The 19401-nt window shown below is 51.2% G+C and carries 26 protein-coding genes; 15 read left to right on the forward strand and 11 right to left on the reverse strand.

The features are described 5' to 3' along the window. Positions 1 to 136: 136 nt before the first annotated feature. Genes SYN9616_RS0105370 through SYN9616_RS0105385 form a run of 4 tightly spaced genes read right to left on the reverse strand, consistent with a single transcriptional unit; the run spans position 137 to position 2625 of the window. Entirely contained in the window at positions 137 to 454 is a 318-nt protein-coding gene (locus SYN9616_RS0105370) for a DUF3082 domain-containing protein (RefSeq protein ID WP_028952208.1), read from the reverse strand. Further along, positions 451 to 1380, reverse strand: coding sequence for a 4-(cytidine 5'-diphospho)-2-C-methyl-D-erythritol kinase (gene ispE / locus SYN9616_RS0105375; protein WP_028952209.1), 930 nt, complete (start codon positions 1378 to 1380; stop codon positions 451 to 453). The genes SYN9616_RS0105370 and ispE overlap by 4 nt, the downstream gene beginning before the upstream one ends. Then, positions 1377 to 2219: a 16S rRNA (adenine(1518)-N(6)/adenine(1519)-N(6))-dimethyltransferase RsmA gene (gene rsmA, locus SYN9616_RS0105380; RefSeq protein WP_028952210.1), complete on the reverse strand. Its 843-nt coding sequence runs from the start codon at positions 2217 to 2219 to the stop codon at positions 1377 to 1379. The genes ispE and rsmA overlap by 4 nt, the downstream gene beginning before the upstream one ends. 40 nt (positions 2220 to 2259) lie before the next feature. Further along, the gene (locus tag SYN9616_RS0105385; RefSeq protein WP_028952211.1) at positions 2260 to 2625 is read right to left on the reverse strand and encodes a YraN family protein; all 366 of its coding nucleotides are present in this window, start codon (positions 2623 to 2625) and stop codon (positions 2260 to 2262) included. A gap of 82 nt (positions 2626 to 2707) precedes the next feature. Between SYN9616_RS0105385 and SYN9616_RS0105390 the strand changes: the two genes are divergently transcribed. The 7 genes from SYN9616_RS0105390 to SYN9616_RS17610 all read left to right on the forward strand — a co-directional run bounded on the left by SYN9616_RS0105390 (position 2708) and on the right by SYN9616_RS17610 (position 6468). Further along, positions 2708 to 3187, forward strand: coding sequence for an aromatic acid exporter family protein (locus SYN9616_RS0105390; RefSeq protein WP_071991420.1), 480 nt, complete (start codon positions 2708 to 2710; stop codon positions 3185 to 3187). Between the two features lie 89 nt (positions 3188 to 3276). Further along, positions 3277 to 3819: a superoxide dismutase family protein gene (gene sodC, locus SYN9616_RS0105395; RefSeq protein ID WP_028952213.1), complete on the forward strand. Its 543-nt coding sequence runs from the start codon at positions 3277 to 3279 to the stop codon at positions 3817 to 3819. Between the two features lie 25 nt (positions 3820 to 3844). Beyond that, entirely contained in the window at positions 3845 to 4333 is a 489-nt protein-coding gene (locus SYN9616_RS0105400) for a pentapeptide repeat-containing protein (RefSeq protein WP_028952214.1), read from the forward strand. A 10-nt stretch (positions 4334 to 4343) separates the two neighbouring features. Next, positions 4344 to 4805 (forward strand): hypothetical protein, encoded by a 462-nt coding sequence (locus SYN9616_RS0105405; RefSeq protein ID WP_028952215.1) that lies wholly within the window; start codon positions 4344 to 4346, stop codon positions 4803 to 4805. Further along, complete coding sequence (locus SYN9616_RS0105410; protein ID WP_028952216.1) at positions 4802 to 5236, forward strand: 23S rRNA (pseudouridine(1915)-N(3))-methyltransferase RlmH; 435 nt, start codon at positions 4802 to 4804, stop codon at positions 5234 to 5236. The genes SYN9616_RS0105405 and SYN9616_RS0105410 overlap by 4 nt, the downstream gene beginning before the upstream one ends. A 4-nt stretch (positions 5237 to 5240) precedes the next feature. Further along, entirely contained in the window at positions 5241 to 5834 is a 594-nt protein-coding gene (locus SYN9616_RS0105415; protein WP_028952217.1) for a 2OG-Fe(II) oxygenase, read from the forward strand. Positions 5835 to 6300: 466 nt separating this feature from the next. Continuing rightward, the gene (locus SYN9616_RS17610) at positions 6301 to 6468 is read left to right on the forward strand and encodes a hypothetical protein (protein ID WP_198015142.1); all 168 of its coding nucleotides are present in this window, start codon (positions 6301 to 6303) and stop codon (positions 6466 to 6468) included. 147 nt (positions 6469 to 6615) lie between these two features. On the opposite strand, the gene SYN9616_RS0105425 is transcribed toward SYN9616_RS17610, so the two are convergent. After that, positions 6616 to 7005 carry a hypothetical protein gene (locus tag SYN9616_RS0105425; RefSeq protein ID WP_028952218.1) on the reverse strand — a complete coding sequence of 130 codons (390 nt, stop codon included), beginning with the start codon at positions 7003 to 7005 and terminating at the stop codon, positions 6616 to 6618. Between the two features lie 79 nt (positions 7006 to 7084). Between SYN9616_RS0105425 and SYN9616_RS0105430 the strand changes: the two genes are divergently transcribed. Continuing rightward, positions 7085 to 7468 carry a DUF805 domain-containing protein gene (locus SYN9616_RS0105430; RefSeq protein WP_028952219.1) on the forward strand — a complete coding sequence of 128 codons (384 nt, stop codon included), beginning with the start codon at positions 7085 to 7087 and terminating at the stop codon, positions 7466 to 7468. Between the two features lie 86 nt (positions 7469 to 7554). On the opposite strand, the gene SYN9616_RS16075 is transcribed toward SYN9616_RS0105430, so the two are convergent. Next, positions 7555 to 8754 carry a calcium-binding protein gene (locus SYN9616_RS16075; RefSeq protein ID WP_028952220.1) on the reverse strand — a complete coding sequence of 400 codons (1200 nt, stop codon included), beginning with the start codon at positions 8752 to 8754 and terminating at the stop codon, positions 7555 to 7557. A gap of 548 nt (positions 8755 to 9302) precedes the next feature. Here SYN9616_RS16075 and SYN9616_RS0105445 point away from each other — a divergent pair. From SYN9616_RS0105445 to SYN9616_RS0105455, 3 genes are all read left to right on the forward strand, one after another. Beyond that, on the forward strand, positions 9303 to 9821 hold the full coding sequence (locus SYN9616_RS0105445; RefSeq protein WP_028952222.1) for a hypothetical protein: 519 nt from the start codon (positions 9303 to 9305) through the stop codon (positions 9819 to 9821). A gap of 450 nt (positions 9822 to 10271) precedes the next feature. Beyond that, the gene (locus tag SYN9616_RS0105450) at positions 10272 to 10709 is read left to right on the forward strand and encodes a LexA family transcriptional regulator (protein ID WP_037990704.1); all 438 of its coding nucleotides are present in this window, start codon (positions 10272 to 10274) and stop codon (positions 10707 to 10709) included. Between the two features lie 11 nt (positions 10710 to 10720). Then, entirely contained in the window at positions 10721 to 11998 is a 1278-nt protein-coding gene (locus SYN9616_RS0105455) for a Y-family DNA polymerase (protein ID WP_028952224.1), read from the forward strand. Between the two features lie 1256 nt (positions 11999 to 13254). Here SYN9616_RS0105455 and SYN9616_RS0105465 read toward each other — a convergent pair. Next, positions 13255 to 13749: a hypothetical protein gene (locus SYN9616_RS0105465; protein WP_028952226.1), complete on the reverse strand. Its 495-nt coding sequence runs from the start codon at positions 13747 to 13749 to the stop codon at positions 13255 to 13257. 507 nt (positions 13750 to 14256) lie between these two features. Between SYN9616_RS0105465 and SYN9616_RS0105470 the strand changes: the two genes are divergently transcribed. Next, a complete protein-coding gene (locus SYN9616_RS0105470) occupies positions 14257 to 14562 on the forward strand; it encodes a hypothetical protein (RefSeq protein WP_028952227.1) in 306 nt (101 codons plus the stop codon). Between the two features lie 607 nt (positions 14563 to 15169). Here SYN9616_RS0105470 and SYN9616_RS0105475 read toward each other — a convergent pair. From SYN9616_RS0105475 to SYN9616_RS17120, 3 genes are read right to left on the reverse strand one after another with little or no spacing between them, the layout of a single operon-like run. Further along, a complete protein-coding gene (locus SYN9616_RS0105475) occupies positions 15170 to 15697 on the reverse strand; it encodes a hypothetical protein (protein ID WP_028952228.1) in 528 nt (175 codons plus the stop codon). Continuing rightward, a complete protein-coding gene (locus tag SYN9616_RS0105480) occupies positions 15694 to 16128 on the reverse strand; it encodes a hypothetical protein (RefSeq protein ID WP_156918680.1) in 435 nt (144 codons plus the stop codon). Before SYN9616_RS0105480 ends, SYN9616_RS0105475 begins: the two co-directional genes overlap by 4 nt. A gap of 16 nt (positions 16129 to 16144) precedes the next feature. Then, a complete protein-coding gene (locus SYN9616_RS17120) occupies positions 16145 to 16444 on the reverse strand; it encodes a hypothetical protein (protein WP_156918681.1) in 300 nt (99 codons plus the stop codon). Positions 16445 to 16590: 146 nt separating this feature from the next. Between SYN9616_RS17120 and SYN9616_RS15245 the strand changes: the two genes are divergently transcribed. The 3 genes from SYN9616_RS15245 to SYN9616_RS0105495 all read left to right on the forward strand — a co-directional run bounded on the left by SYN9616_RS15245 (position 16591) and on the right by SYN9616_RS0105495 (position 18512). Then, positions 16591 to 17268: a tetratricopeptide repeat protein gene (locus SYN9616_RS15245; RefSeq protein ID WP_051410951.1), complete on the forward strand. Its 678-nt coding sequence runs from the start codon at positions 16591 to 16593 to the stop codon at positions 17266 to 17268. Between the two features lie 135 nt (positions 17269 to 17403). Then, positions 17404 to 18183, forward strand: a complete 780-nt coding sequence (locus tag SYN9616_RS15250) for a tetratricopeptide repeat protein (protein WP_051410952.1) — start codon at positions 17404 to 17406, stop codon at positions 18181 to 18183. A gap of 110 nt (positions 18184 to 18293) precedes the next feature. Continuing rightward, positions 18294 to 18512: a hypothetical protein gene (locus SYN9616_RS0105495; protein ID WP_028952230.1), complete on the forward strand. Its 219-nt coding sequence runs from the start codon at positions 18294 to 18296 to the stop codon at positions 18510 to 18512. A 688-nt stretch (positions 18513 to 19200) separates the two neighbouring features. On the opposite strand, the gene SYN9616_RS0105505 is transcribed toward SYN9616_RS0105495, so the two are convergent. Further along, the gene (locus tag SYN9616_RS0105505) at positions 19201 to 19383 is read right to left on the reverse strand and encodes a hypothetical protein (RefSeq protein WP_028952232.1); all 183 of its coding nucleotides are present in this window, start codon (positions 19381 to 19383) and stop codon (positions 19201 to 19203) included. Between the last annotated feature and the right edge of the window lie 18 nt (positions 19384 to 19401).

Raw genomic sequence — 19401 nt, forward strand, 5'->3', positions numbered from 1 at the left:
AGTCGCCGCAGAGTCACCCCCCGGCCGCGAAGGTGAACAGCAACAGAACCGACAGCAGCATCGCTGGAGAAAGAAGCAGTGCCAGCTGTCCGAGATCGTGGGGAGTCATGAGGGGGCATCCGACCACGAGCAGACGCTAGGCAGATTCTTCAGTTCTCCTTGTGAAGAGACTGCGAAGAAACAGCAACGTCAAACCAAGGGCGACAAAGCCACTGCTGAAGGTGGCAAGAAACGTCAATCCCACTAGCAGGGTCTTCAGGGTGACGGCAATGTTCTGCGCGATCGGCGAACTGAAGTGAGGCGGACGCATCGCGAAATACACCACCATGCGCTTGCTGAAACCGAACACCATCCAGGAGATCAGTCCGGCGGTGAGCGCTCCTGACAGATAACTCAGGGGTCCTTTGCGTGGATCCTTAGGTTCTGGGGTGATCTTGGCGTCGTCGGTGGTCATGGTTCGATCCTCACCCCGGACAGCCGCAGCGGGCAGCACCAGGCACTGAGTCCAGCGATCTCCAGATGTGTCTTCAACGCATCCCTGGCCTGCTGACTCGATGGCAAGTCGGGGAACAGGGCGAAACAGCTGGGTCCTGAGCCGCTCATCGCCACCGCCAGGGTCCCGGGCAGGGAGCGCAACAGCTGCAACGCCTTCTGAACCGCGGGCGTTTCCGGTTCCACCACCGCTTGCAGATCGTTGCGAAGGGGTGGCGGCAGTTCCGTCTGGATCGGCCGGGTCCAGGCCGCTTCTCTCAGGGCCTGGCGTCGCTCCTCAAAGGCGCTCTCCCCCTGCAGGTAGCTCTCGCCATGAAGGTCGCGGCAGCGCTGATAGGCCCAGGGGGTCGAGACGCTCACATCAGGATCCTTCAACAACAACACCGCCATTAGATCCGTGGGGGAAGGCAGAACTTCCAGCAGCTCGCCGCGCCCAAAGCAAAGCTGACTGCCGCCGCGGATGCAGAACGGCATGTCGGAGCCGAGCTCCGCCGCCAACTCCTCAAGTTCGACATGGCTGCGCCCCAGTCCCCAGAGATGGTTGAGGCCAACGAGAGCCGCCGCACCGTCGCTCGAACCCCCGGCCAAGCCAGCACCGATGGGGATGTGTTTCTCAAGGTGGATCGAGGCCCCGAGCTCGTTGAACCCAGAGCGCTCTCGCAGCAGGTGAGCCGCCTTCAGCACGAGGTTGTCGTTGCCAATGCTGAGGCTGGGCTCATTGCAGCGGAGGCTGAGCTGGGCATCAGCCGTGTTCTGGAATTCGAGACAGTCCGCCAGATCGATGCTCTGCATCACCATGGCCAACTCGTGAAAGCCATCGGAGCGAAGCCCCAGAACTTCCAGATGCAGGTTCACCTTGGCTGGAGCCGTCACTGTGATCGCGCTCATGACCATGGTGCTGATGCATCGCTGTGATTCAAACCCGTCGCCAGCGCCACCCAAGCCTGTGGAGCAACCTCCTGGGGCCGCTGTTTCAGATCAACACCTGCAGCAGCGGCCAGATTTTCGAGATCGATCGTCTCCGCCAGAGTCGCCAGGCTGTTGCGCAGCATTTTTCTGCGGCTGAGAAAGGCCATCTTCAGCAAAGACTCCACCCGCTGCGCCAGCGCTGGGGCAAGCCGCTGTTCTGCGGTGAATGGATCGATGGTGATCACCTCAGACTGCACCTGGGGAGGCGGCTGAAAGCAACGCGGGGGGACAGGGCAGACGCTGCGACAGGTCGCCAGCAACTGCATACGGACCGATAAGGCGCTGAAACTGCTCTGACCGGGCCTGGCACGAATGCGTTCCGCCACCTCTTTCTGCAGCAACAGCACCAGGCGCTGATAGGGCTGAACCGCTGGCCGGTCCAGACGACCAACCAAACGCTCCAACAGGGGTCCCGTGATGTTGTAAGGGATGTTGGCGACAACCTTGTCGGCAGGTCGCTGATCCGGCAGGTCCAGAGGCTGCTTCAGTACATCCCCCTGCGACAGGGAAAAGCGTGGATCGTCCGCGAATTGCTCACGCAGACCGGCCACGAGATCTCGATCGAGCTCCACGGCATGAACCGCTGCCGCCGGGGACCGGAGCAGGCGCATGGTGAGCGCTCCACGACCAGGTCCTACCTCCAGCACCCGATCCTGGGGATGCAGATCCGCCGCCTCAAGGATGCGATCAAGCACCGCAGCATCCCGAAGCCAGTGCTGACCGAAACGCTTGCGGGCGGTATGGCCGGAGAAGCTCATGCCTCAACTGTGCATCAGCTTCAGGCCTCAGCCGTGCTCCTCAGCCAAGGTGATCCACCGCCAGCCAACGAACAGGTGCCATACGCCGATTGAGCGGTACCAGCGCCAACACCACCTGCAACATCTGATGCGCATGCTCGGGATGATCGGCACGCCAGCAACTGATGGCGCGAGCCAGTTTGCGGCGTTTGTACGCGCCAAAAGCGTCCAGCCCACCTCTGTCTCGATCACGGGCGGAGCGGCCCTTCACCTCCACCACCAACAGCCTGGAGCCTTTGAGGAGCACCAGATCCAACTCGCCCCATCGGCAGCGCCAGTTGCGATTCAGAACCATCCAACCCCGCTGATGCAGCAGCGCAGCGGCATGGCGTTCCGCCTGCTGGCCAAGTTGGTACGTGTGGGTCATCGCACAAAGCGAAGGCAACTGGACGACAGCGTTCCCCTGACTTGTCGGAGCGCGCCATCGTGAGCTCAGCCATGACCGTCAGATGGCTCGACGATCACTGCCCACCTGGATCAACGCACCGCTACAAACCGCCGTAGCGGCCGTGCTTTCGCTGACCCTGGCCAGGTTGTTGCAGCTGCCGGAGGCGTTCTGGGCACCGATTTCAGCCATCGTCTGCTCTCTCGACGCTTTTGACGGCGCGGCTGTCGTCGCCCGTCGCCGCTTGCTGGGGACCTTTTTCGGAGTCACGATCGCCGCGATTCAAATCTCCCTGACACCCCACGGTCTGATCAGTTACGCCCTGGTCGTTGCCGTACTGGGACTGATCTGCAGCCTGATACGCCTGCATCCCAGTGCCTTCCGCTTTGGAGCCATCGCACTCACGGTGGTGGTCACATCACCGGATCAAGGCGCGGTTTGGATGACGGCTGCCACACGCTTCGTGGATGTGTCCCTCGGCATCCTGGTTGCCCTGGCTGTGGTGCGGGTCTGGCCGGCCCAGGACGATGCCGACAACGCTTGAGGGATTGAATGTTTGCTGAATCCTCTCTGCAGCAACGCAGTGCGCTGGGCTTCTGCTTCAAGATGATTCGATAACCGGTTTGCAGGTTGATGAAAGGGTTTCTGGCAATGCTGTTCGCCCTGGCTCTCGCCATCACGGGCAACGCCATTCCCGTCCATGCCGAGGTGATCAGCCTACACAGCATCAGTCCAGAAGGTGTCGGCCAGAGCATCGGCACCGTGACGGCTCTGGACAGCGATGACGGCTTGGTGATCGAAGCGAACCTCACCGGTCTCAAACCCGGTGAATACGGTTTCCACCTTCACGAAAACGGCAGCTGCCAACCCGGTTTGCAACAAGGGGTGTCGGTGGCAGGCCTGGGTGCTGGCGGTCACTGGGATCCCGACAACACCGGACGCCATCTCGGACCCTTCGGCGATGGCCATCGCGGGGACCTCAGCCGCTTGATCGTCTCCCCTGACGGGCGGACGACGGAACCAGTGGTGGCACCACGCCTGAACCTTTCAGACCTTCAAGGCCATGCTCTGATCCTTCACAGCGGAGGTGACACCTACAGCGATGAGCCACCCCTCGGCGGCGGTGGAGCCCGAATGGCCTGCGGCCTCCCGGAAGCTTTGATCCAATCCGCCTAGGGTCCAGTTGACTCTGATCGTCCCCATGAGACGTACCGCGCTGTCTCTTCTTACCGCTTTGGTGCTGATCATTCCCTTAATGCTCAGCGCCGCATCAACTGTTGATGCCGCCATGGATGTGGCCAAGCAGGTGTTGATCGGAGCGGACTATTCCGACCGTGATCTACGCGGGGCGACCTTCAATCTCAGCAACCTGCGCGAAGCAAACCTGTCCGGGTCTGATCTGAGAGGGGCCAGCCTCTACGGAGCCAAGCTTCAGGATGCCGATCTCAGCGGTACCGATTTACGCGAGGCCACCCTGGATGCGGCAGTTCTCACCGGAACTGATCTCTCCGACGCCATTCTGGAAGGGGCCTTTGCGTTCAACACGCGTTTCAAGGACGTCACCATCAGCGGAGCCGACTTCACCGATGTGCCGATGCGAGGTGATCAACTGAAAAGTCTCTGCGCTGTGGCCTCAGGAACCAACCCAATCACTGGCCGAGAGACCCGTACCAGCCTCGGCTGCAGTTGAACGCAGAGTCATGAGTTTTGACCAAAACAGCCTTGACCGTCTTCGGGAACTGGGACGACAGCTCCCCCAGAAGCTGCCGGATCCTGAGCCGGCAACGAGCAAGTCCAGCGGCAATCGCAGAGGTGCAAAAGGGTGGGACCATCAGGGGCCACAACTCCACAAGGTGGAAACCGAACAGGATCCGGACGTCCTGTTCCGGGAACTGATGAGCGCCAGCGAAGATGGCACCGTTCCCGATCACCTGATGTCGCGTTTGAGGCGACTGGAAGCCCAGCGTCAGCCAGCGGCCCGTCAGGCGCTTCAGGAACCGATCAGCTCCACCGACCTTCCGGCTCCACCTCGTGTCAGCGGAAAAAGCAACGTGAAGAACACGCGTCCCAGTCGCCCAAACGTGTCGCCAGGAAGTGAAGAGGAAAGTCTCTATGTGGCATTTGGGCAGCTGTTGCTGGAGGACGACGAGGACAACGCTTGAATCCCTCGCGTCTCCGAATCCTTGCGGTGGGGAAAGTTCGCCGACGCTGGGTCCAAGAGGGGATTGATCTCTACCGAAAACGCCTGCCTGGACTCCAGATTCAGGAACTGCGTGACGGCACACGCGAGAAGGAGGCCGATGCGATTCGTGCCGCGCGACGACCCGACGAACAACTCGTGGTGCTGACCGAGGAGGGAGACAACTTTGGATCAGTGTCCTTCGCCCAGAAGATCGAGCAGGCCAGTCACGAACGTATCGCTTTTGTGATCGGCGGCGCTGATGGCATAACCGATGCGCTCAAGGCCGAGGCACGTTGGCAACTGAGCTTGTCCCCAATGACCTTCCCCCATGAACTGGCCAGACTGCTTCTGATTGAACAGTTGTTTCGGGCCCAGGCAATCCTGCAGGGAAGTCCGTATCACCGCGCCTGAGCCGATGCTGCACATCGTCGACCAGTTGGTTCCAGACCAGGACCTGACAGCCCTGCGTGAACTCTGCAATGCCCACGGAGAGCTGCGACAACAATTCGATGGGAACAGTCTGTTCAGCTGGATTCCAACCTCAGAGAACAGTCCCCCGACACGATCTCCCCACAGCTCAGAGAACCAGGCCCTGATCGAAAGCTATCTGAATCAGCATCTGAATCCACTGATCCAACGCTTCGCCCCGGATGCGATTGGGGTCGAGTGGTGGTGCAACACCAACAACGATCTGGACTGGCATGTCGACAAGGACGAGGCCTATGCCGCCGCATGCGGTCGTCACCAGCTTCCGATCCTGTCAACGGTGTTTTATCCCCACAGCCGCTGCGCCGGAGGAGAGCTGCTGATCGCCGACAGTCACGACATCCAACCCAACAGCCCGATCGGGATCCCCGACTTCCGCTCGGTGATCTCAGTTCCCCCCATTGTCAATCGCCTGGTGATTTTTTCAGCGGGAGTACTGCATCGCATCAATCCTTTTGAAGGCGAGAGATACTCCATCGCAGTGAATTTTTGGGGACAAGCACTCAGTCAAGACAGTCCCTGAACCATGCGGTTCGGCATCAGGCAGCTGAAACCGAATCGCGGCTTGCGGCATGGATCCGATGCATTGCTTGGCGAGCGAACAACCTCCCAGCCTGATGCGCGTCAGACAACGATCGATAGTTCCCAACAAAATCGTAGTCAGCACCATTCGAGGTGGCCGCAACCGCGTAGAGACGCGGGGAAACACGGATAACGGTCCAGCTCAAATGGCAGGCTGGAGCTTGATTTTGGACACTCATTCCCATCTCCAGAAGCGAATAGAAGCAAACTAAATCACGAACACGGAGCGACTTCTGGAACTTATTATTTCTCAAATAAGTATTGCCCCCAAAGAACGCATATACCAATCATAAGAAAAATCCTACGTTCAATAAGTAATTCGTCCTAGGCACTTTTTATACCTTCATGATTCATTTTGGAATTCTCATTAACGGTGATAAATAGCATCAACACACACCCTCTTGAGCATGGCAAAGCGCAACGCCGAACAAGCCCTGCCCAGCACTGACGAACGCTGGGCCTCGGTCGACAGCTACCTGATCTGCATCTCCGAATGCGACTTGAACGACGGTCGCTGCATGACCCGCTGCCTGGAGGTCCACCTGAAGGAGGAGGAACCTGCAGCCGATTTATGAACGCAATTGAGAATCACTTGCATTCTCTCGACTCCTCCTGTTGACTTGCGAGAAGTTCGCAACAAGAGATCGTGATTCGCGTCTTCGGGCATCGCGATGCCCTGCTGTCAGCTTTGGTCGCCAACTGGGCCAACGAGCGCCTCGGGCTCACCAAAGCGGCATCAACGAAATCGGCTGAAACTTCGCCACGGAGATGGTCCAGGCCCGCTCGCTGATCGACCGCAATCCAACTTTGAACGCCGCGAAATCTCCAGAGGTCAACCAGGCAGCCTTCAGAACAGGCAGATCCTCGGGAAGCCGCTCCATCGCCAATTCCACCAACAACAAACTTTCAGTGCCAGCAGCACGACTGAGTACCCCGTCATCGCTGCGCTGCCAAACACGAAGCAATAACTCCAGAGCAAGCGCATGTCCTAACTCTTGAGGTGCATTGCCTTCCCCAGCAAGCTGTTTCTGAGAGCGACCGGCAAGGGGAAGTGCCCGCCCACCCCCCTGCTCCATCAGCGCCAACGCAACGAGATAGGGACTGTCGGCCATGCTGGAAATAAATACGTCTACATAAATACTCCACTTTCAACACAACCGAGTTATCTTGCCGAAAGATTGCGCATTATCGATGCTCCGCCTGAAAGACTCCCTGATTAGCAATAACAAAAGCCTGAAGAAATCATTTGTCTACGAAGGACGCGCCTCAAGAGAAGAATACTTTCTTTTTATCTACTTCCAAATTGTTTTCGTTATCTTCAACCTTATTTTAATCACGCTCACTTCTCCAATCCTTAATCTCTTGCCTCCAAATGTCAAGAATATCATTCTGATCATCCTTTCACTTCCGTTGGTTGTTTATTACGTGGGCCTTCCATTCGCCTATGCCTCGTTGTGTGTTCGCCGTCTTCACGACCTCGGCATGGGCCTGAAGAGCTGGTACATGCTTCCGTTCGTCTCTCACAAAATGGGCAGCAAAGAACCCAATGCATGGGGGGAATCACCCCGCGCTTAAGGCCTTGGGCGGATTGAAGCCTTTAAGGGTTCGTTGACTGGAGCAGAGATATCACTTCACCTCATCTCGTGAGCTGACGGGATGGCCTAGATGACCTCAATCATCTGAACGAGATCATCAGCGGTCAGGCTATCGCCTGTGAAATACGCAATGGCTTCATCAGCGAGCGAAATCAGCAGAGATTCACCAACGGCCTCGAGGGTTTCCAAGGTGACCGTGACGGGTAAATCATCCTTGTTGCCAGTTGCCTTGATCTGAATACGATCATTTTGATCCAGATTTTTAATCCGGTCAGGATTTTGATCCTGCTTCACCTTGATCACGTCATTTTCACCATCCTGCTCATCGCCAAAGGTATTCTGTCCACCCCCACCAACGAGAACATCAGCGCCGGGGCCACCCGTTAAAACATCATTACCATGACCGCCTTTGAGCGTGTCATCACCGTTGTTTCCGTAAAGAAAGTCGTCACCCTTTTTGCCGACAACCAAGTCTTTACCTCCAGCACCATGCAGATCATTGCTGAGTTTGTTGCCTTTTAAAACACCATCCTCATCGTTGTTCCAAGAGGGCATCCCATCAATCAACATGGCCGGCAGCTTGCCTTTTTCCGACCATTCCGATTGATAATAAAGGATGCTCTGATGATCGGAAACAGCATTATATTTAAGTTCTGATTCTGAATCTTCACTGCCAGTCGCCGGATCGAGAACAAAATCTTCGTCGAATTCTCTGTAAGACTTTGACCAACCGTCAGGCAGAACTGATGAACTGAAAAGCTCTGCCAAAGCCTCGGCTGAACCTGGAGCAGCTGAATTCACATCACTTGTGTTCGCCCCCTGCGCGATATATTCATTACCCCATGGATCCTCAATAAAATAGTAGGTAATTTTCTCTCCTTGCTCATTCACAGCAGGAAATACCTCATTCTGATTCTTATCATTCACCAACATGCTCAACTGCCCTGCCTGCAACGACTCACTGGCTGCCGCGACGAAGGGATCTTCACCTGGAAACAGACCATCAGGAATCATGGCCTGCTGAAAAATCGTTCCATAGAACCAGGTGAAACCCTGATGATCCTTCATAAACATGTACGATTTTTCAGCCCCTTCCACCTGATTCGGACTCGCACCGAAGGTCTTCAACGACGTATCAAAAAAGGCATTTTTAAGTTCAATCTTCGCAAATCCGGGATCCGGCTCAAAACTGTCCCAATCATCCTCCGGGACAGGATTGTTTCCTCCCGCATAGGGATAGGAAGGATTCCTCCTGTTGTCAACCAAACCTGCTTGTATCCACGAGAGTCAGCACCGGCCGTCGATTCGCTAAGTATGTGGTAAATGTCTGGATCATCATTCAAATCACCAACAAAGGGAATTGTTGAGTCCTTAGCCATAGCGACAGGCTTGCCGAAGCGTTGATATCAATCTCGTATTAGCCAAAAAAGGGGTGATCTGCCGTCAGCCGCACTGCGCGCCCGGATCGACAGCAGCCTCAAACCACGGCTGGGGAATTATGGCCACGGATCGTCCACATCGTCGGCCGTCTCTCAAAAGCTGGTAGCTGCGACCGTTTGTCTCACGCACAATGAGCAGCAAGGAGCCCAGGGCCTGGATTGAATCGCCGCGAGCATCATCTCAACAATCCGTTGGCATTCAGAACTCAGATCAGCGTTGCAACGTTCTTGATGGCAAGTGGAAATCATTCACCAACCGCAATGACGGGCTGTCTGTGATCAAGGTTGTTCTTACATCAAAAAAGCGAATGCTTTGTAAAAAAAGAACCATCCTGAAAAAGACAACCTAGCATTTATAAAAATCGAATCAATCAAATGGCTGAACACGCTATCCCATTATATCCAAGCTTCGGTGCGTCCAGGATTGGGCTTAAAACCAATAAAAAAGGCGTGGTGACATTTGTCATCAATAAAGATGATTTCTCAAAAGTAACAGCTTTCACAGAACATCCCGACCGCTTAACGGGAGAATCGAGCATCAAATCATTCAAGAAAAACTACGATTCGATGTATGACGATATCCATCCGAATACAACATTAACGCACTGGAGCGACGGAGAACATTACACCGGTGTATTTGAAATTAAATCGTTCAAAAAGAAAGGCAATCAATATCATTTAAAGACAGACACATTGCTCAGCGAACATTCCGATGGTCTGTTGGCTCATGATTCTCAGTATTCCGAACTTGCTGCATTCTTCGACAGCTCTGCGGCCACTGATGTCATCCGAGAAGGAAGTTTTTTCCTAGAGGGCTCCAACGAAGTGGACAAAGAAGATTTTTGTAGCTGGTTCAGCGACATCACGCTGGATGGCGAATCCATCACCTGCTAATCAGCTGGCAACACCCTCAGCGTCAGGCCTTAGACGGATTGAACGGGTGTTCACCACCTCCCGACGCAAAGGATATTGCATACAATCAACAAGCTACTAACATTCAACACCAATCAAATATTGACCATTGAATTTTAATTTCCAAGACTCCTAACGCTTACTAGACAATAGTCACTCGCCGATCAGAAGATCTGGTGACTGCTAATCATGCCTTCATCAAGATGAAACAGTCACGCTCAAAACAGGTTCAAAAGCGAATCGATGCCAACATTGCAACAGAAGAGCTGACGCCCTGAATCAATACACCCGAATGTTAATCAGCAGATCAAGCGGTCCCCCAGGACGCACCGTCAGCAATTTTGAGAATTGCCATCTCGCACCCACCAATAACGGCGAGGCATGAACCGGGCAGAAGCGTTATAGTTCATATGTACTATCCCAGATTGAGGAATGGACGACGGGCAGTGCCAACCACTGCTGCCCTTGCAGCCCAGGGGCTCTCGAGGTCTTCCCCCCCTGGCTGGTGAACGGATCGCCGCAGGATTTCCCTCCCCCGCCGATGACTACGTCGAAGTGGGGATCGACCTGAACGAACAGCTCATCCGCCATCCCACCAGCACCTTCTTTCTGCGCGTCAGTGGCCAGTCGATGATCGATGCCGGCATTCATGACGGCGATCTGCTTGTGGTGGATCGCAGCCTCGAACCACGGCCGGGGCGTGTGGTGGTGGCCGTCCTCGACGGAGCCTTCACCCTCAAACGTCTCGCCCGCCATCGCGGTCGGCTGCGGCTGGAAGCGGCCAATCCCGATTACCCAGCCCTGGAACTCCATCGCTGCGGTGAGGTGCAGATCTGGGGTGTGGCCATTCATGTGATCCACCCGCTCTGAATCGCCGCCCCATGCCCCAGGCCACAGCCCTGATCGATGGCAACAATTTCTATGCCTCATGTGAACAGAGCCTGGACCCGAGCCTGATCGGCCGACCCGTCGTCGTGCTCTCCAACAACGACGGCTGCATCGTTGCCCGCAGCGCCGAGGCCCGCGCCCTGGGCATCGCCATGGGCACCCCCTATTTCAAGGCACGCCGGGAACTGCAGCGGCAGAACGTCGTGGTGCGCAGCTCCAACTACGCCCTCTATGCCGACATGAGCCAGCGGATGATGGCCGTGTTCGAAGCACACTGTGAAGACCTGGAGATCTATTCGATCGATGAAGCCTTCGGGCGCATGAGCCGGCCACACGATGGAGATCTCCAGAGCTGGGCACGCGGCCTGCGCGCACGGGTGCGGCGCGATCTGGGGCTACCGATTGCAATTGGTTTGGGAGCCAGTAAAGGCCAGGCAAAACTGGCCAATCGGCTGGCCAAACGAGTGCCGGGACATGCCGGAATATTCGATCTGATCCGCTGTGACGACGCGGATGGCTGGCTGGAGTCGGTCGAGATTGAGGACGTCTGGGGCATCGGACGCAAGCTCGCCCGTTGGTGCCGACTGCGGGGGATCAGCAATGCCCGACTGCTGCGGGACATGCCAAGCGGCGAACTGCGCGCAAAGTGCGGCGTGGTGGGGCTGCGCCTGCAACGGGAGCTACGCGGCCATGCCTGCCTGCCGCTCGACCTGGCCCCGTCCCCGAAACAGGAGACCTGCGTGAGCAGAAGTTTCAGTCGACCAATCACCAGCCTGGAGGAACTGCGCCAGGCGGTGGCGACCTATGTGGTGCGAGCCGCTGAGAAATTGCGGAAGCAACGTCAACGAGCGGCAGCCCTCACGGTGTACACGCGCACCAGTCCATTCATTCCAGCTTTTTACAGCCAGGCCGCCAGCACAACACTGGATCTCCCCAGCAACGACACAGCTGCACTGCTTGAGACTGCCCTGCCACTGGTGAACCATATTTTCCGGCCCCATCGGCAATTGGCCAAAGCCGGCGTCCTGATGCAGCACCTGCAGGGCACAGACATCCTGCAATCCCATCTACTGGTTCCCATGAGCGATGAGGAGCAGGCAAAGCGGGAACGACTCATGCAAACCATCGACCGCATCAACCACAAATATGGCCGTAATAGCCTGCAGTACGCGGCTTGTGGCCTGTCACAGCCCTGGTTGATGAAACGCGAGCAGCTTGGGGCGAACAGCACAACACGACTCGATCAAATCCCGATTGTTCATGCTCGCTAAAAGAGTCCCAACTGTCTCAAAAGCCATCTCATACCCCGCGAAATCACGCTGAATCACGGATAGACCGCGAAAGTGACCGCAGAAGGGTTGGCGGCGGCTAAGACTGCGGTCTGATTTGGAGCTGCCAGGGCAAACGTTGCTGAGAATCCCCTCTGAAACTGACCGTGTCCGTAAAGCGGGACAGGGTGCCATTCAGCGAACCGGTATATGTTCCCTAGGGATGCGTAGCACGTAACCACCGCAATATTTATTCGTATCCATAGCCTCGCTTGATGCCATAACGGCAAACAACTCTTGGGTTTGAATAGTTGAACTTGCAGAGCACTTGCAGATCAAACCGAGAGCCGTTGAGGAATTAAAAAGCGAGGGCGTCTTTCGGCCTGGAAAAATTTATTACAGCTCTGGTGTTCGGTCGCTGAGAGGCGCTCACGTTTACGGCACCGAGCTGTGCAGGCACCGCCTGTTGGAACATTCAGCAAAGCTGGCAGAAAGCGACCAGCAGGACAGAGAAGCTCAACCCTCTGAATGAGACCTTGGCATGGTGGCTTCAGGCAGACGGATCAGGACTCGACGTTGCTAAGAAAGAACTGGTTGCGGAATATGGCGGTTGCAATGGTTGCCGCAGATAACTCATTTCACTAAAATGACAACAGAAGACCCTGAGCGCCTGCCATCACCCCGCAGGTGCTTTTTATTGCCTAATTAGAATCTCTAGCCTAAAGGTACTTGACGCTACAAAGTGTCAGTTTCAGGAAGAAATATCGCAGCAGTGGAGTCAGAACATGTTGCACCATCAGTTGACTGGGGATCACGTTGGGAAGCGCTCAGAGTACATTACTGGCGACAACAAGGGCAAGAACAGTATGCGCAAGAATGTCAGGCGCTGGCCGATTAATTCTCCAAATAAAAAAAGCGACCGTTAAGGCCGCTTAGATGAAACATGTTCTCGATTGAAAGGGTCAATCTTTCGTTTGCGTTGGTATTGCGCAAGGCAACCAGCTGATGTCCATGCCTTACCCCTACTTCCATTCTGACTGGGTCAGCAGTTTCGAGAAGCTGTTACCTAAACGGAGGAGTCGACTCCGTATGAATTAGTTCCAATGGGTGATGTGATCTGAAGCCAGCGCGGCGATAGTGTCTTGAGAAGAGCTGAAACCAATCCGACACTGACAATGGCAGATCACACACTAATACACCAAAGAGTTGAACGAAATCGGACAATTAAAGGATAAATAGCAGTCCTGTCTTTGAATGCTTCACTGCGAGAGTGAAGCGCGTATCAAAGCATAGATAAATGCAAGTGCAAAGGAGGGGATTAGAGCTGCAATAGAATATATCACAGAAAGCACAATTGATGTAACCTTGGGAAGCTCTTCTACACCATCCTTAACCGCCATATAGCGATAATATGGAAACATGTTGGCATATAAAAAAGACAACAAAAGGCCGCCTACAGATATCTCTATATTAAATAAAATTGACGCTACAGTCTCAATCAATGCTAACACACAAAGTAAATTAAAAAAAGATTTTTCTTTGATTTGTGCACAGACTATAGGAGCGAAGAAAAATGCTATCCACGAGAAGCCTGCCGGACCTGAAAAAGAGAGAAACCCACCAAAAATGTTGACATCTTTACCATGAGAATTTTTTAAAGAGATAAATCCTCGTGACTTAGAAAGTGTATAGCCGTCCTTCACTAGTGCATCAATCTTGTCAAGCTTAGTCTGCATTTGCGGTGAGACGGCCATAGAATCGAAGGAGAAATCGTTTGATTAGTTGATTGAGTATTTTAATTAAGCACTCAAATATACTTTTTTGCCTTTGGAATTGAGTCGGTATTTACCACCCTTCGGTCCTGTAAAGACTGTAGATGTATCAATAGCTTTAGCTGTAGTGGGCTGAACACTTTTCAAAGTCGGTGGTTCAGCACTCATGGTCACCTTGGTCTGTTGATCAGGGCGTGCATTTCGCTGAAAGAGGCTCGTGAACCACTTTGGAAAGTCCATTGTGAACATGACATAAGGAGATACGTTGAAGTTAACAATTCACTGGCAGATGTCAATCTCATCATATCCTGACAGCCAACTAATTTGCTCTATATGGTGCCTGCGTGGTTCTATATGAGGCATAAGGTAGGTTTAGGTATCTGAGTCAAATGATATTCTAGACAGCCACAAAGACTGATTCGTTCACACAAGCCAGGCACGCCTGGTTTCAACAACTTGTGCCTGCTTGTTTAGGCCTAAGATGAGCTTATGAAAAATCAATCGAAGAAGGCCCTTCTCTTGTTAAGCGGTCTTTTGCTAGCGGCCGCCTCTGCCAAGGCTGAGGGTCAATACGATGGAAGTTCGTTTTGGTATGGATTTATTGTTGGAGGAGGTAGCACACTTTGTCAGTTAGCCGAAGGAGGAGTGATTTCCAACAACGATGCAGCAAATTTTATGAAAGGGATGATAAATACTGGAAAAACAGACCCAGACTTAACCGATTACAAACAAGATTTCCTCAATGCTTATCAAGAGTTGAAAGATATTCAAGGTTGCAACGGCATTTTCAAATAAATCCTTCGGGCTTTTAAGGCCTAGTAGTACACAGAGATACCTTGATGCTTGCTCTTCAAATCCATTGCGCTGCAGTAGGTCTTACGGTGGCGGAAGTAGGGGCAGAGAATGGCATTTTCCAACCCTAGAAGCTGCGTAAGGGACAGCTATGGGGAAAGGGTGGTAAGCAATAAATAACCTGTTTTACCACCTATAAATCCTCTTATGCTGGAACCTACAACTTAGGTTTAAGTGAACATTCTGGATAATCTTTTAATGTCATCATTACTACTTCATTCGACAGTGGTCTCGGACTCGAATGGTCATACAATTCATTCCAAGTCAAATCTAAATTCTTTTTTGTAAGCCTGCCCTTTTCTTCTAAGTGACAAAGCATAGTCACCGTAATCATTCCAACACCGAGTTGAGCAACACCATCGCACAAATTACCGTTTTCATATGAAGCATTACAAGCTTCCTTTAACTCCTCAAATGTATCAAAAGCCTGAACTGGAGCAGCTGATATGAGGAGTGAACCAGTGAACCGATGAGTGGGAGGAGTTTCATAGGATTAGCCTGAAAGAAGTGATGACGACAACTAGGGTATAGGTTTAATTTGGTTATCAGCTTAATCCTTCCAATTCACTTGAAAGTTTTCTGGCGTGGGCATAAGTATACATTCATGCGTCGTTGATTCAAGCTCTTCCCCGCTCTTTGAAAATAGTGGAGTATATACTTCGGTCAAGGTGTTCATATTAAACTCATATGAACTTTTTGCTATCAAAGAATTATCAACAATTTTATATGTCGAAATAATGAGCTTGAAAGTATTATTCACTAGGCTTGTATCGAATGTCAATAATTCACTCTCAAATTTAACCGACTTTACGTGTGTGAAAGAATTTTCTAAATTAGCCTCAAAGTCATATTCATAATAATCGCCATTGCTTTTGTCAAACGTTGTTTCTGTATACGAAACACTAGCTACATGCCAGTCTTCATTAAAGTCTGCAATGATTTCTTCAGCAGTCTTACCTTCATAGCTATAGTCGCATACGTAACTTACTAATTTGCGCTTACCTTCCTCACTTGTTTGAAAAGCCTGAACTGGTGCTGCTGAAAGAAGCAGTGCACCGATGAGTGGAAGGAGTTTCATTGGTTAAAGCCCTTCTCAAACACTGATGGTTCAATCTCTACACACTCTCCCTTTGCTTTACCTACTCTCAATACTTTTGGAATTCTTGCCTGCCAATCAGAATAGCTGGGACCTGGAGGGTTGAGTGGAATTACGTTTGTCCCCTGAAAAGAAGAACCATCATCCCTGGTCTTAATATCATAAATAATCTGATTATTTCTGACACTTATATCGTCCCATGTTGGATTCCTTTTTAACCTTATCCTCTTATTCGTCAAGTCAACTTTGAAGAACATTATATCCTCTAGGTCTTGTTCATCAATAATCTCTTTGGAAGGAAGCCTCATATACCGTATATTCACTTCATACTTACAAGCCATATAAAGGAATTCATCCGCAATTGCAGGTGCTGTTGAAAGAAGCAGTGCTCCGATGATTGGAAGAAGTTTCATGGTTAAGACAAATCCTCTATTGATAAACCTCAGGGCATTCGTCTTTGGCACTATTGGAACCTTGGCGTACTGCTCGAATATATGTAAAGCTTGGATCGTCTGAGTATTCTTCAACTATTCCTGCCAATAAAGCCCTTGCATAACTTTTCTCTATCTTGCCAGTCTTTGCTAGGCTACATAATAGATTACCAAGGGTATAACCAACCCCATTCCAATAATAAAATTGTTCTCCATATGATGGGGCTTGAGCTTTTGCAGGTGCAGTCGAAATTAATAATGCAGCAATTGCTGGAATAATGCCAAGTAATGTCCTCATAAAAAATGACAGAATTTTGTGAGGCCTATTATCGAGTGTATTGGGGCGCAGAACAACCCTATGATGGGGTTTCTATGTTTTTAGATCAGATACAGACAGGGATCGTCAATAAGGGCTAAAGATGGACTATCCATGCACTGCAAAGGATGCCTCGCGTTACAACTGCGTTTGCTGCTGCCTTAGCCCTGTTCTTGCCAATAGGACGCCCGCTGCTGATTGGGCTGACGCCTGCCGTTGGAATTGGCGCAGGATTGCTGACGACACAGGCAGCCTATTCAATGACTGCTGAGGATTGGTTCGATTCAGGTGTCGCAAAATTTGAACGTGGAGATTTACAAGGAGCTATTGCGGATTGGACTAAGGCAATCGAGATTTATCCTCGATATGCACCCGCCTATTACAGCCGTGGACTTGCCAAAAGTTTATCAGGAGATTTTAAAAGCGCTATTCCTAATTACACCAAGGCAATTGAAATCAATCCTAACGACGCGGGTTTATACAACTCTCGCGGGTCTGCAAAGAGTCGATTAGAGGAATACAAAGGAGCTATTGAGGACTATACAAAGGCAATTAAAATCAATCCAAACGATGCGGGTCTATACGGGTTTCGCGGGTTTGTAAAGAGTCAATTAGAGTATTACAAAGGGGCAATTGATGACTATACAAAGGCGATAGAAATTGATCCTTTGAATAAATATTTTTATAGCAATCGTGCCTTAAGTACAGAATTCATGGGTGATCCACAAGGCGCTTGCTCTGATTGGAGAAAAGCAGCCGATCTCGGACATACCTATGCCATTGAATGGGTAAGAAATGAGTGCTGACATCTGACGCTGTCTGATTTCAACTCTTCCAAAGCTTTTCCCGTCAGCAATAGCGGGGTTTCTGCACTTGTAGATCAGATACAGACAGGGAACGTCAATAAGAGCTAGAGATGGAGTAGCCATGCAGCCACAAGGATGACTCGCGTTACAACTGCCTTTGCTGCTGCGTTGGCCCTGATCCTGCCAATAGGACGCCCGTTGCTGATTGGGCTGACTCCTGCCATTGGAATTGGCGCAGGGTTGCTGACGACGCATGCAGCCTATGCACAGAATGCTATAGATCTGTACAATTCAGGGATTGATAAATCAGAAAGTGGAAATTTAGAAGGGGCTATTGCTGATTTTACAAAGGCAATACAAATCAATCCCAATTATGCGGACGCCTATAACATTCGTGGCAATACCAAATATGACTTAGAAGATTATCAAGGAGCTATTGCTGATTACACAACAGCAATACAAATCAATCCCAATGATGCGGACGCCTATAGCAATCGTGGCACTGCCAAATATGACTTAGAAGATTTACAAGGAGCTATTGCTGATTGGACTAAGGCAATCGAGATTTATCCTCGATATGCACTCGCCTATTACAATCGTGGGCTTGCGAAAGACAATTTAAAAGATTATCGAGGTGCAATCGCTGATTACACAAAAGCGATAGAGTACAACCCTAACTATGCGTACGCCTATAGCAATCGTGGCAATATCAAGTACGAATTGAAAGATCATCTTGGAGCTATTAATGACTATACAAAGGCAATAGAAATCGATCCTGATGATGCAGAGTATTACATCAACCGCGGCATTGCTTTAGAAATAGTTGGTGGCCTAAGGAGCGCCTGCAGAGATTGGAAAAAAGCGGTAGATCTAGGGGATACCAGGCCGATTGAATGGGTAAGAAATCAGTGCTGACATTTGTAGCTGTCTGATTTCGCTTTTTCAATGCTTTCCCCGTCAGCAATGGCGGGGTTTTTCATTACTTGAACAGTGCGGGGAACACTCATGGCAGTCACGTCTGAACCATGACCCTCGAAACCCGCATTTCCCTGTTCTTGCTGAATGAACTCGTTTCAGCGCTGAGGGCTAATGACCCTGACACCTTCAAGCGTTGGCTACGTGGCGGAGTAGAGGACTTGGGTAAGCCAGCAGTGGAAGAGATGCTTCTGGACTGGCTTGCCCCTTTTCTGACGGAGGCTGAGAAGGACAGGTTGATTGCTTGGCGCCAAGACTGGATTCTGTAAATCTAATTGGCTATCGAGGTTGCAAAAATAGGGGAAATCTTTAAAGTAGAATGGTTATAATTCTTATATGAATTCTCTGTCAATTGTTGTCAATCGTCTCTGCTTCAGGTCTCTTTGGATGTTGAACTGCATTGTCGTCTCGGTAGGAATGATGCTTATAGGATTGCTTGTCGGAATTTACGCATGGATCTCGGGGGCTGATATTGTCTCTATTAACGATCAATACGTATATGGACCGACTGCGTTGATAAATGCGATTATACTTACTTTCTTTCTCAGTTTTATCTTCGGAACATTTTGGACAATAGTTCAATGGTTTGGTTTCATAATTTACTCGCGCTTTAGACCTATTCGCTTGCGTTATTACGAGATCAATCAATCCTAAAAACGCTTTTAGGATCGCTTTTTTATTTTTTTAGAGTGCTAGTAACGGTTTCGCCCAACAATTGCACCCAAAAACCTTTAGAAGAATGCGGCTAAAAGTTATACAAAACCCGTAAGGGAAAGACAGGGCAGTTTGATTGTGCTGATCGATCTCCCGACAAAACCTTAAATGCTCGCCCATAGACCTTGGCGGGCTTTTTTGTTGCTTTCTTCTAGAATTGCATCATTGATTAATAGCCCGATGTTGAAAGCTATCGGAACGAGATATGCGGGGCGAAGTTTTTGCAGTTGAAGAGAAACAAGGTCAATCCTCTTTAATAATTGCAGAGATCAGGTGAGGACGTTGCTTTAATTCAGTATTGAGTTTCATGGCTATATCTTGAGCTTTAATCACATCATGCGCATAAACATTGGCTTCATGCGACTTTCCTTCAAGGTCTTTGTATCGAACAACATATTTACTTGTTGACTGAGTCGAAGTAGTCATGTCTTTGATTGAATGGGT

Origin of the sequence: Synechococcus sp. CC9616, from assembly GCF_000515235.1 — a bacterium.
Classification (GTDB): domain Bacteria; phylum Cyanobacteriota; class Cyanobacteriia; order PCC-6307; family Cyanobiaceae; genus Parasynechococcus.

Excerpts from the sequence above, each read along its gene's own strand:
- SYN9616_RS0105370 (WP_028952208.1), bottom strand. The coding sequence starts at position 454 with ATGACCACCGACGACGCCAAGATCACCCCAGAACCTAAGGATCCACGC.
- ispE (WP_028952209.1), bottom strand. The coding sequence starts at position 1,380 with ATGAGCGCGATCACAGTGACGGCTCCAGCCAAGGTGAACCTGCATCTG.
- rsmA (WP_028952210.1), bottom strand. The coding sequence starts at position 2,219 with ATGAGCTTCTCCGGCCATACCGCCCGCAAGCGTTTCGGTCAGCACTGG.
- SYN9616_RS0105385 (WP_028952211.1), bottom strand. The coding sequence starts at position 2,625 with ATGACCCACACGTACCAACTTGGCCAGCAGGCGGAACGCCATGCCGCT.
- SYN9616_RS0105390 (WP_071991420.1), top strand. The coding sequence starts at position 2,708 with ATGGCTCGACGATCACTGCCCACCTGGATCAACGCACCGCTACAAACC.
- sodC (WP_028952213.1), top strand. The coding sequence starts at position 3,277 with ATGAAAGGGTTTCTGGCAATGCTGTTCGCCCTGGCTCTCGCCATCACG.
- SYN9616_RS0105400 (WP_028952214.1), top strand. The coding sequence starts at position 3,845 with ATGAGACGTACCGCGCTGTCTCTTCTTACCGCTTTGGTGCTGATCATT.
- SYN9616_RS0105405 (WP_028952215.1), top strand. The coding sequence starts at position 4,344 with ATGAGTTTTGACCAAAACAGCCTTGACCGTCTTCGGGAACTGGGACGA.
- SYN9616_RS0105415 (WP_028952217.1), top strand. The coding sequence starts at position 5,241 with ATGCTGCACATCGTCGACCAGTTGGTTCCAGACCAGGACCTGACAGCC.
- SYN9616_RS17610 (WP_198015142.1), top strand. The coding sequence starts at position 6,301 with ATGGCAAAGCGCAACGCCGAACAAGCCCTGCCCAGCACTGACGAACGC.
- SYN9616_RS0105425 (WP_028952218.1), bottom strand. The coding sequence starts at position 7,005 with ATGGCCGACAGTCCCTATCTCGTTGCGTTGGCGCTGATGGAGCAGGGG.
- SYN9616_RS0105430 (WP_028952219.1), top strand. The coding sequence starts at position 7,085 with ATGCTCCGCCTGAAAGACTCCCTGATTAGCAATAACAAAAGCCTGAAG.
- SYN9616_RS0105445 (WP_028952222.1), top strand. The coding sequence starts at position 9,303 with ATGGCTGAACACGCTATCCCATTATATCCAAGCTTCGGTGCGTCCAGG.
- SYN9616_RS0105450 (WP_037990704.1), top strand. The coding sequence starts at position 10,272 with ATGGACGACGGGCAGTGCCAACCACTGCTGCCCTTGCAGCCCAGGGGC.
- SYN9616_RS0105455 (WP_028952224.1), top strand. The coding sequence starts at position 10,721 with ATGCCCCAGGCCACAGCCCTGATCGATGGCAACAATTTCTATGCCTCA.
- SYN9616_RS0105465 (WP_028952226.1), bottom strand. The coding sequence starts at position 13,749 with ATGGCCGTCTCACCGCAAATGCAGACTAAGCTTGACAAGATTGATGCA.
- SYN9616_RS0105470 (WP_028952227.1), top strand. The coding sequence starts at position 14,257 with ATGAAAAATCAATCGAAGAAGGCCCTTCTCTTGTTAAGCGGTCTTTTG.
- SYN9616_RS0105475 (WP_028952228.1), bottom strand. The coding sequence starts at position 15,697 with ATGAAACTCCTTCCACTCATCGGTGCACTGCTTCTTTCAGCAGCACCA.
- SYN9616_RS0105480 (WP_156918680.1), bottom strand. The coding sequence starts at position 16,128 with ATGAAACTTCTTCCAATCATCGGAGCACTGCTTCTTTCAACAGCACCT.
- SYN9616_RS17120 (WP_156918681.1), bottom strand. The coding sequence starts at position 16,444 with ATGAGGACATTACTTGGCATTATTCCAGCAATTGCTGCATTATTAATT.
- SYN9616_RS15245 (WP_051410951.1), top strand. The coding sequence starts at position 16,591 with ATGCCTCGCGTTACAACTGCGTTTGCTGCTGCCTTAGCCCTGTTCTTG.
- SYN9616_RS15250 (WP_051410952.1), top strand. The coding sequence starts at position 17,404 with ATGACTCGCGTTACAACTGCCTTTGCTGCTGCGTTGGCCCTGATCCTG.
- SYN9616_RS0105495 (WP_028952230.1), top strand. The coding sequence starts at position 18,294 with ATGACCCTCGAAACCCGCATTTCCCTGTTCTTGCTGAATGAACTCGTT.
- SYN9616_RS0105505 (WP_028952232.1), bottom strand. The coding sequence starts at position 19,383 with ATGACTACTTCGACTCAGTCAACAAGTAAATATGTTGTTCGATACAAA.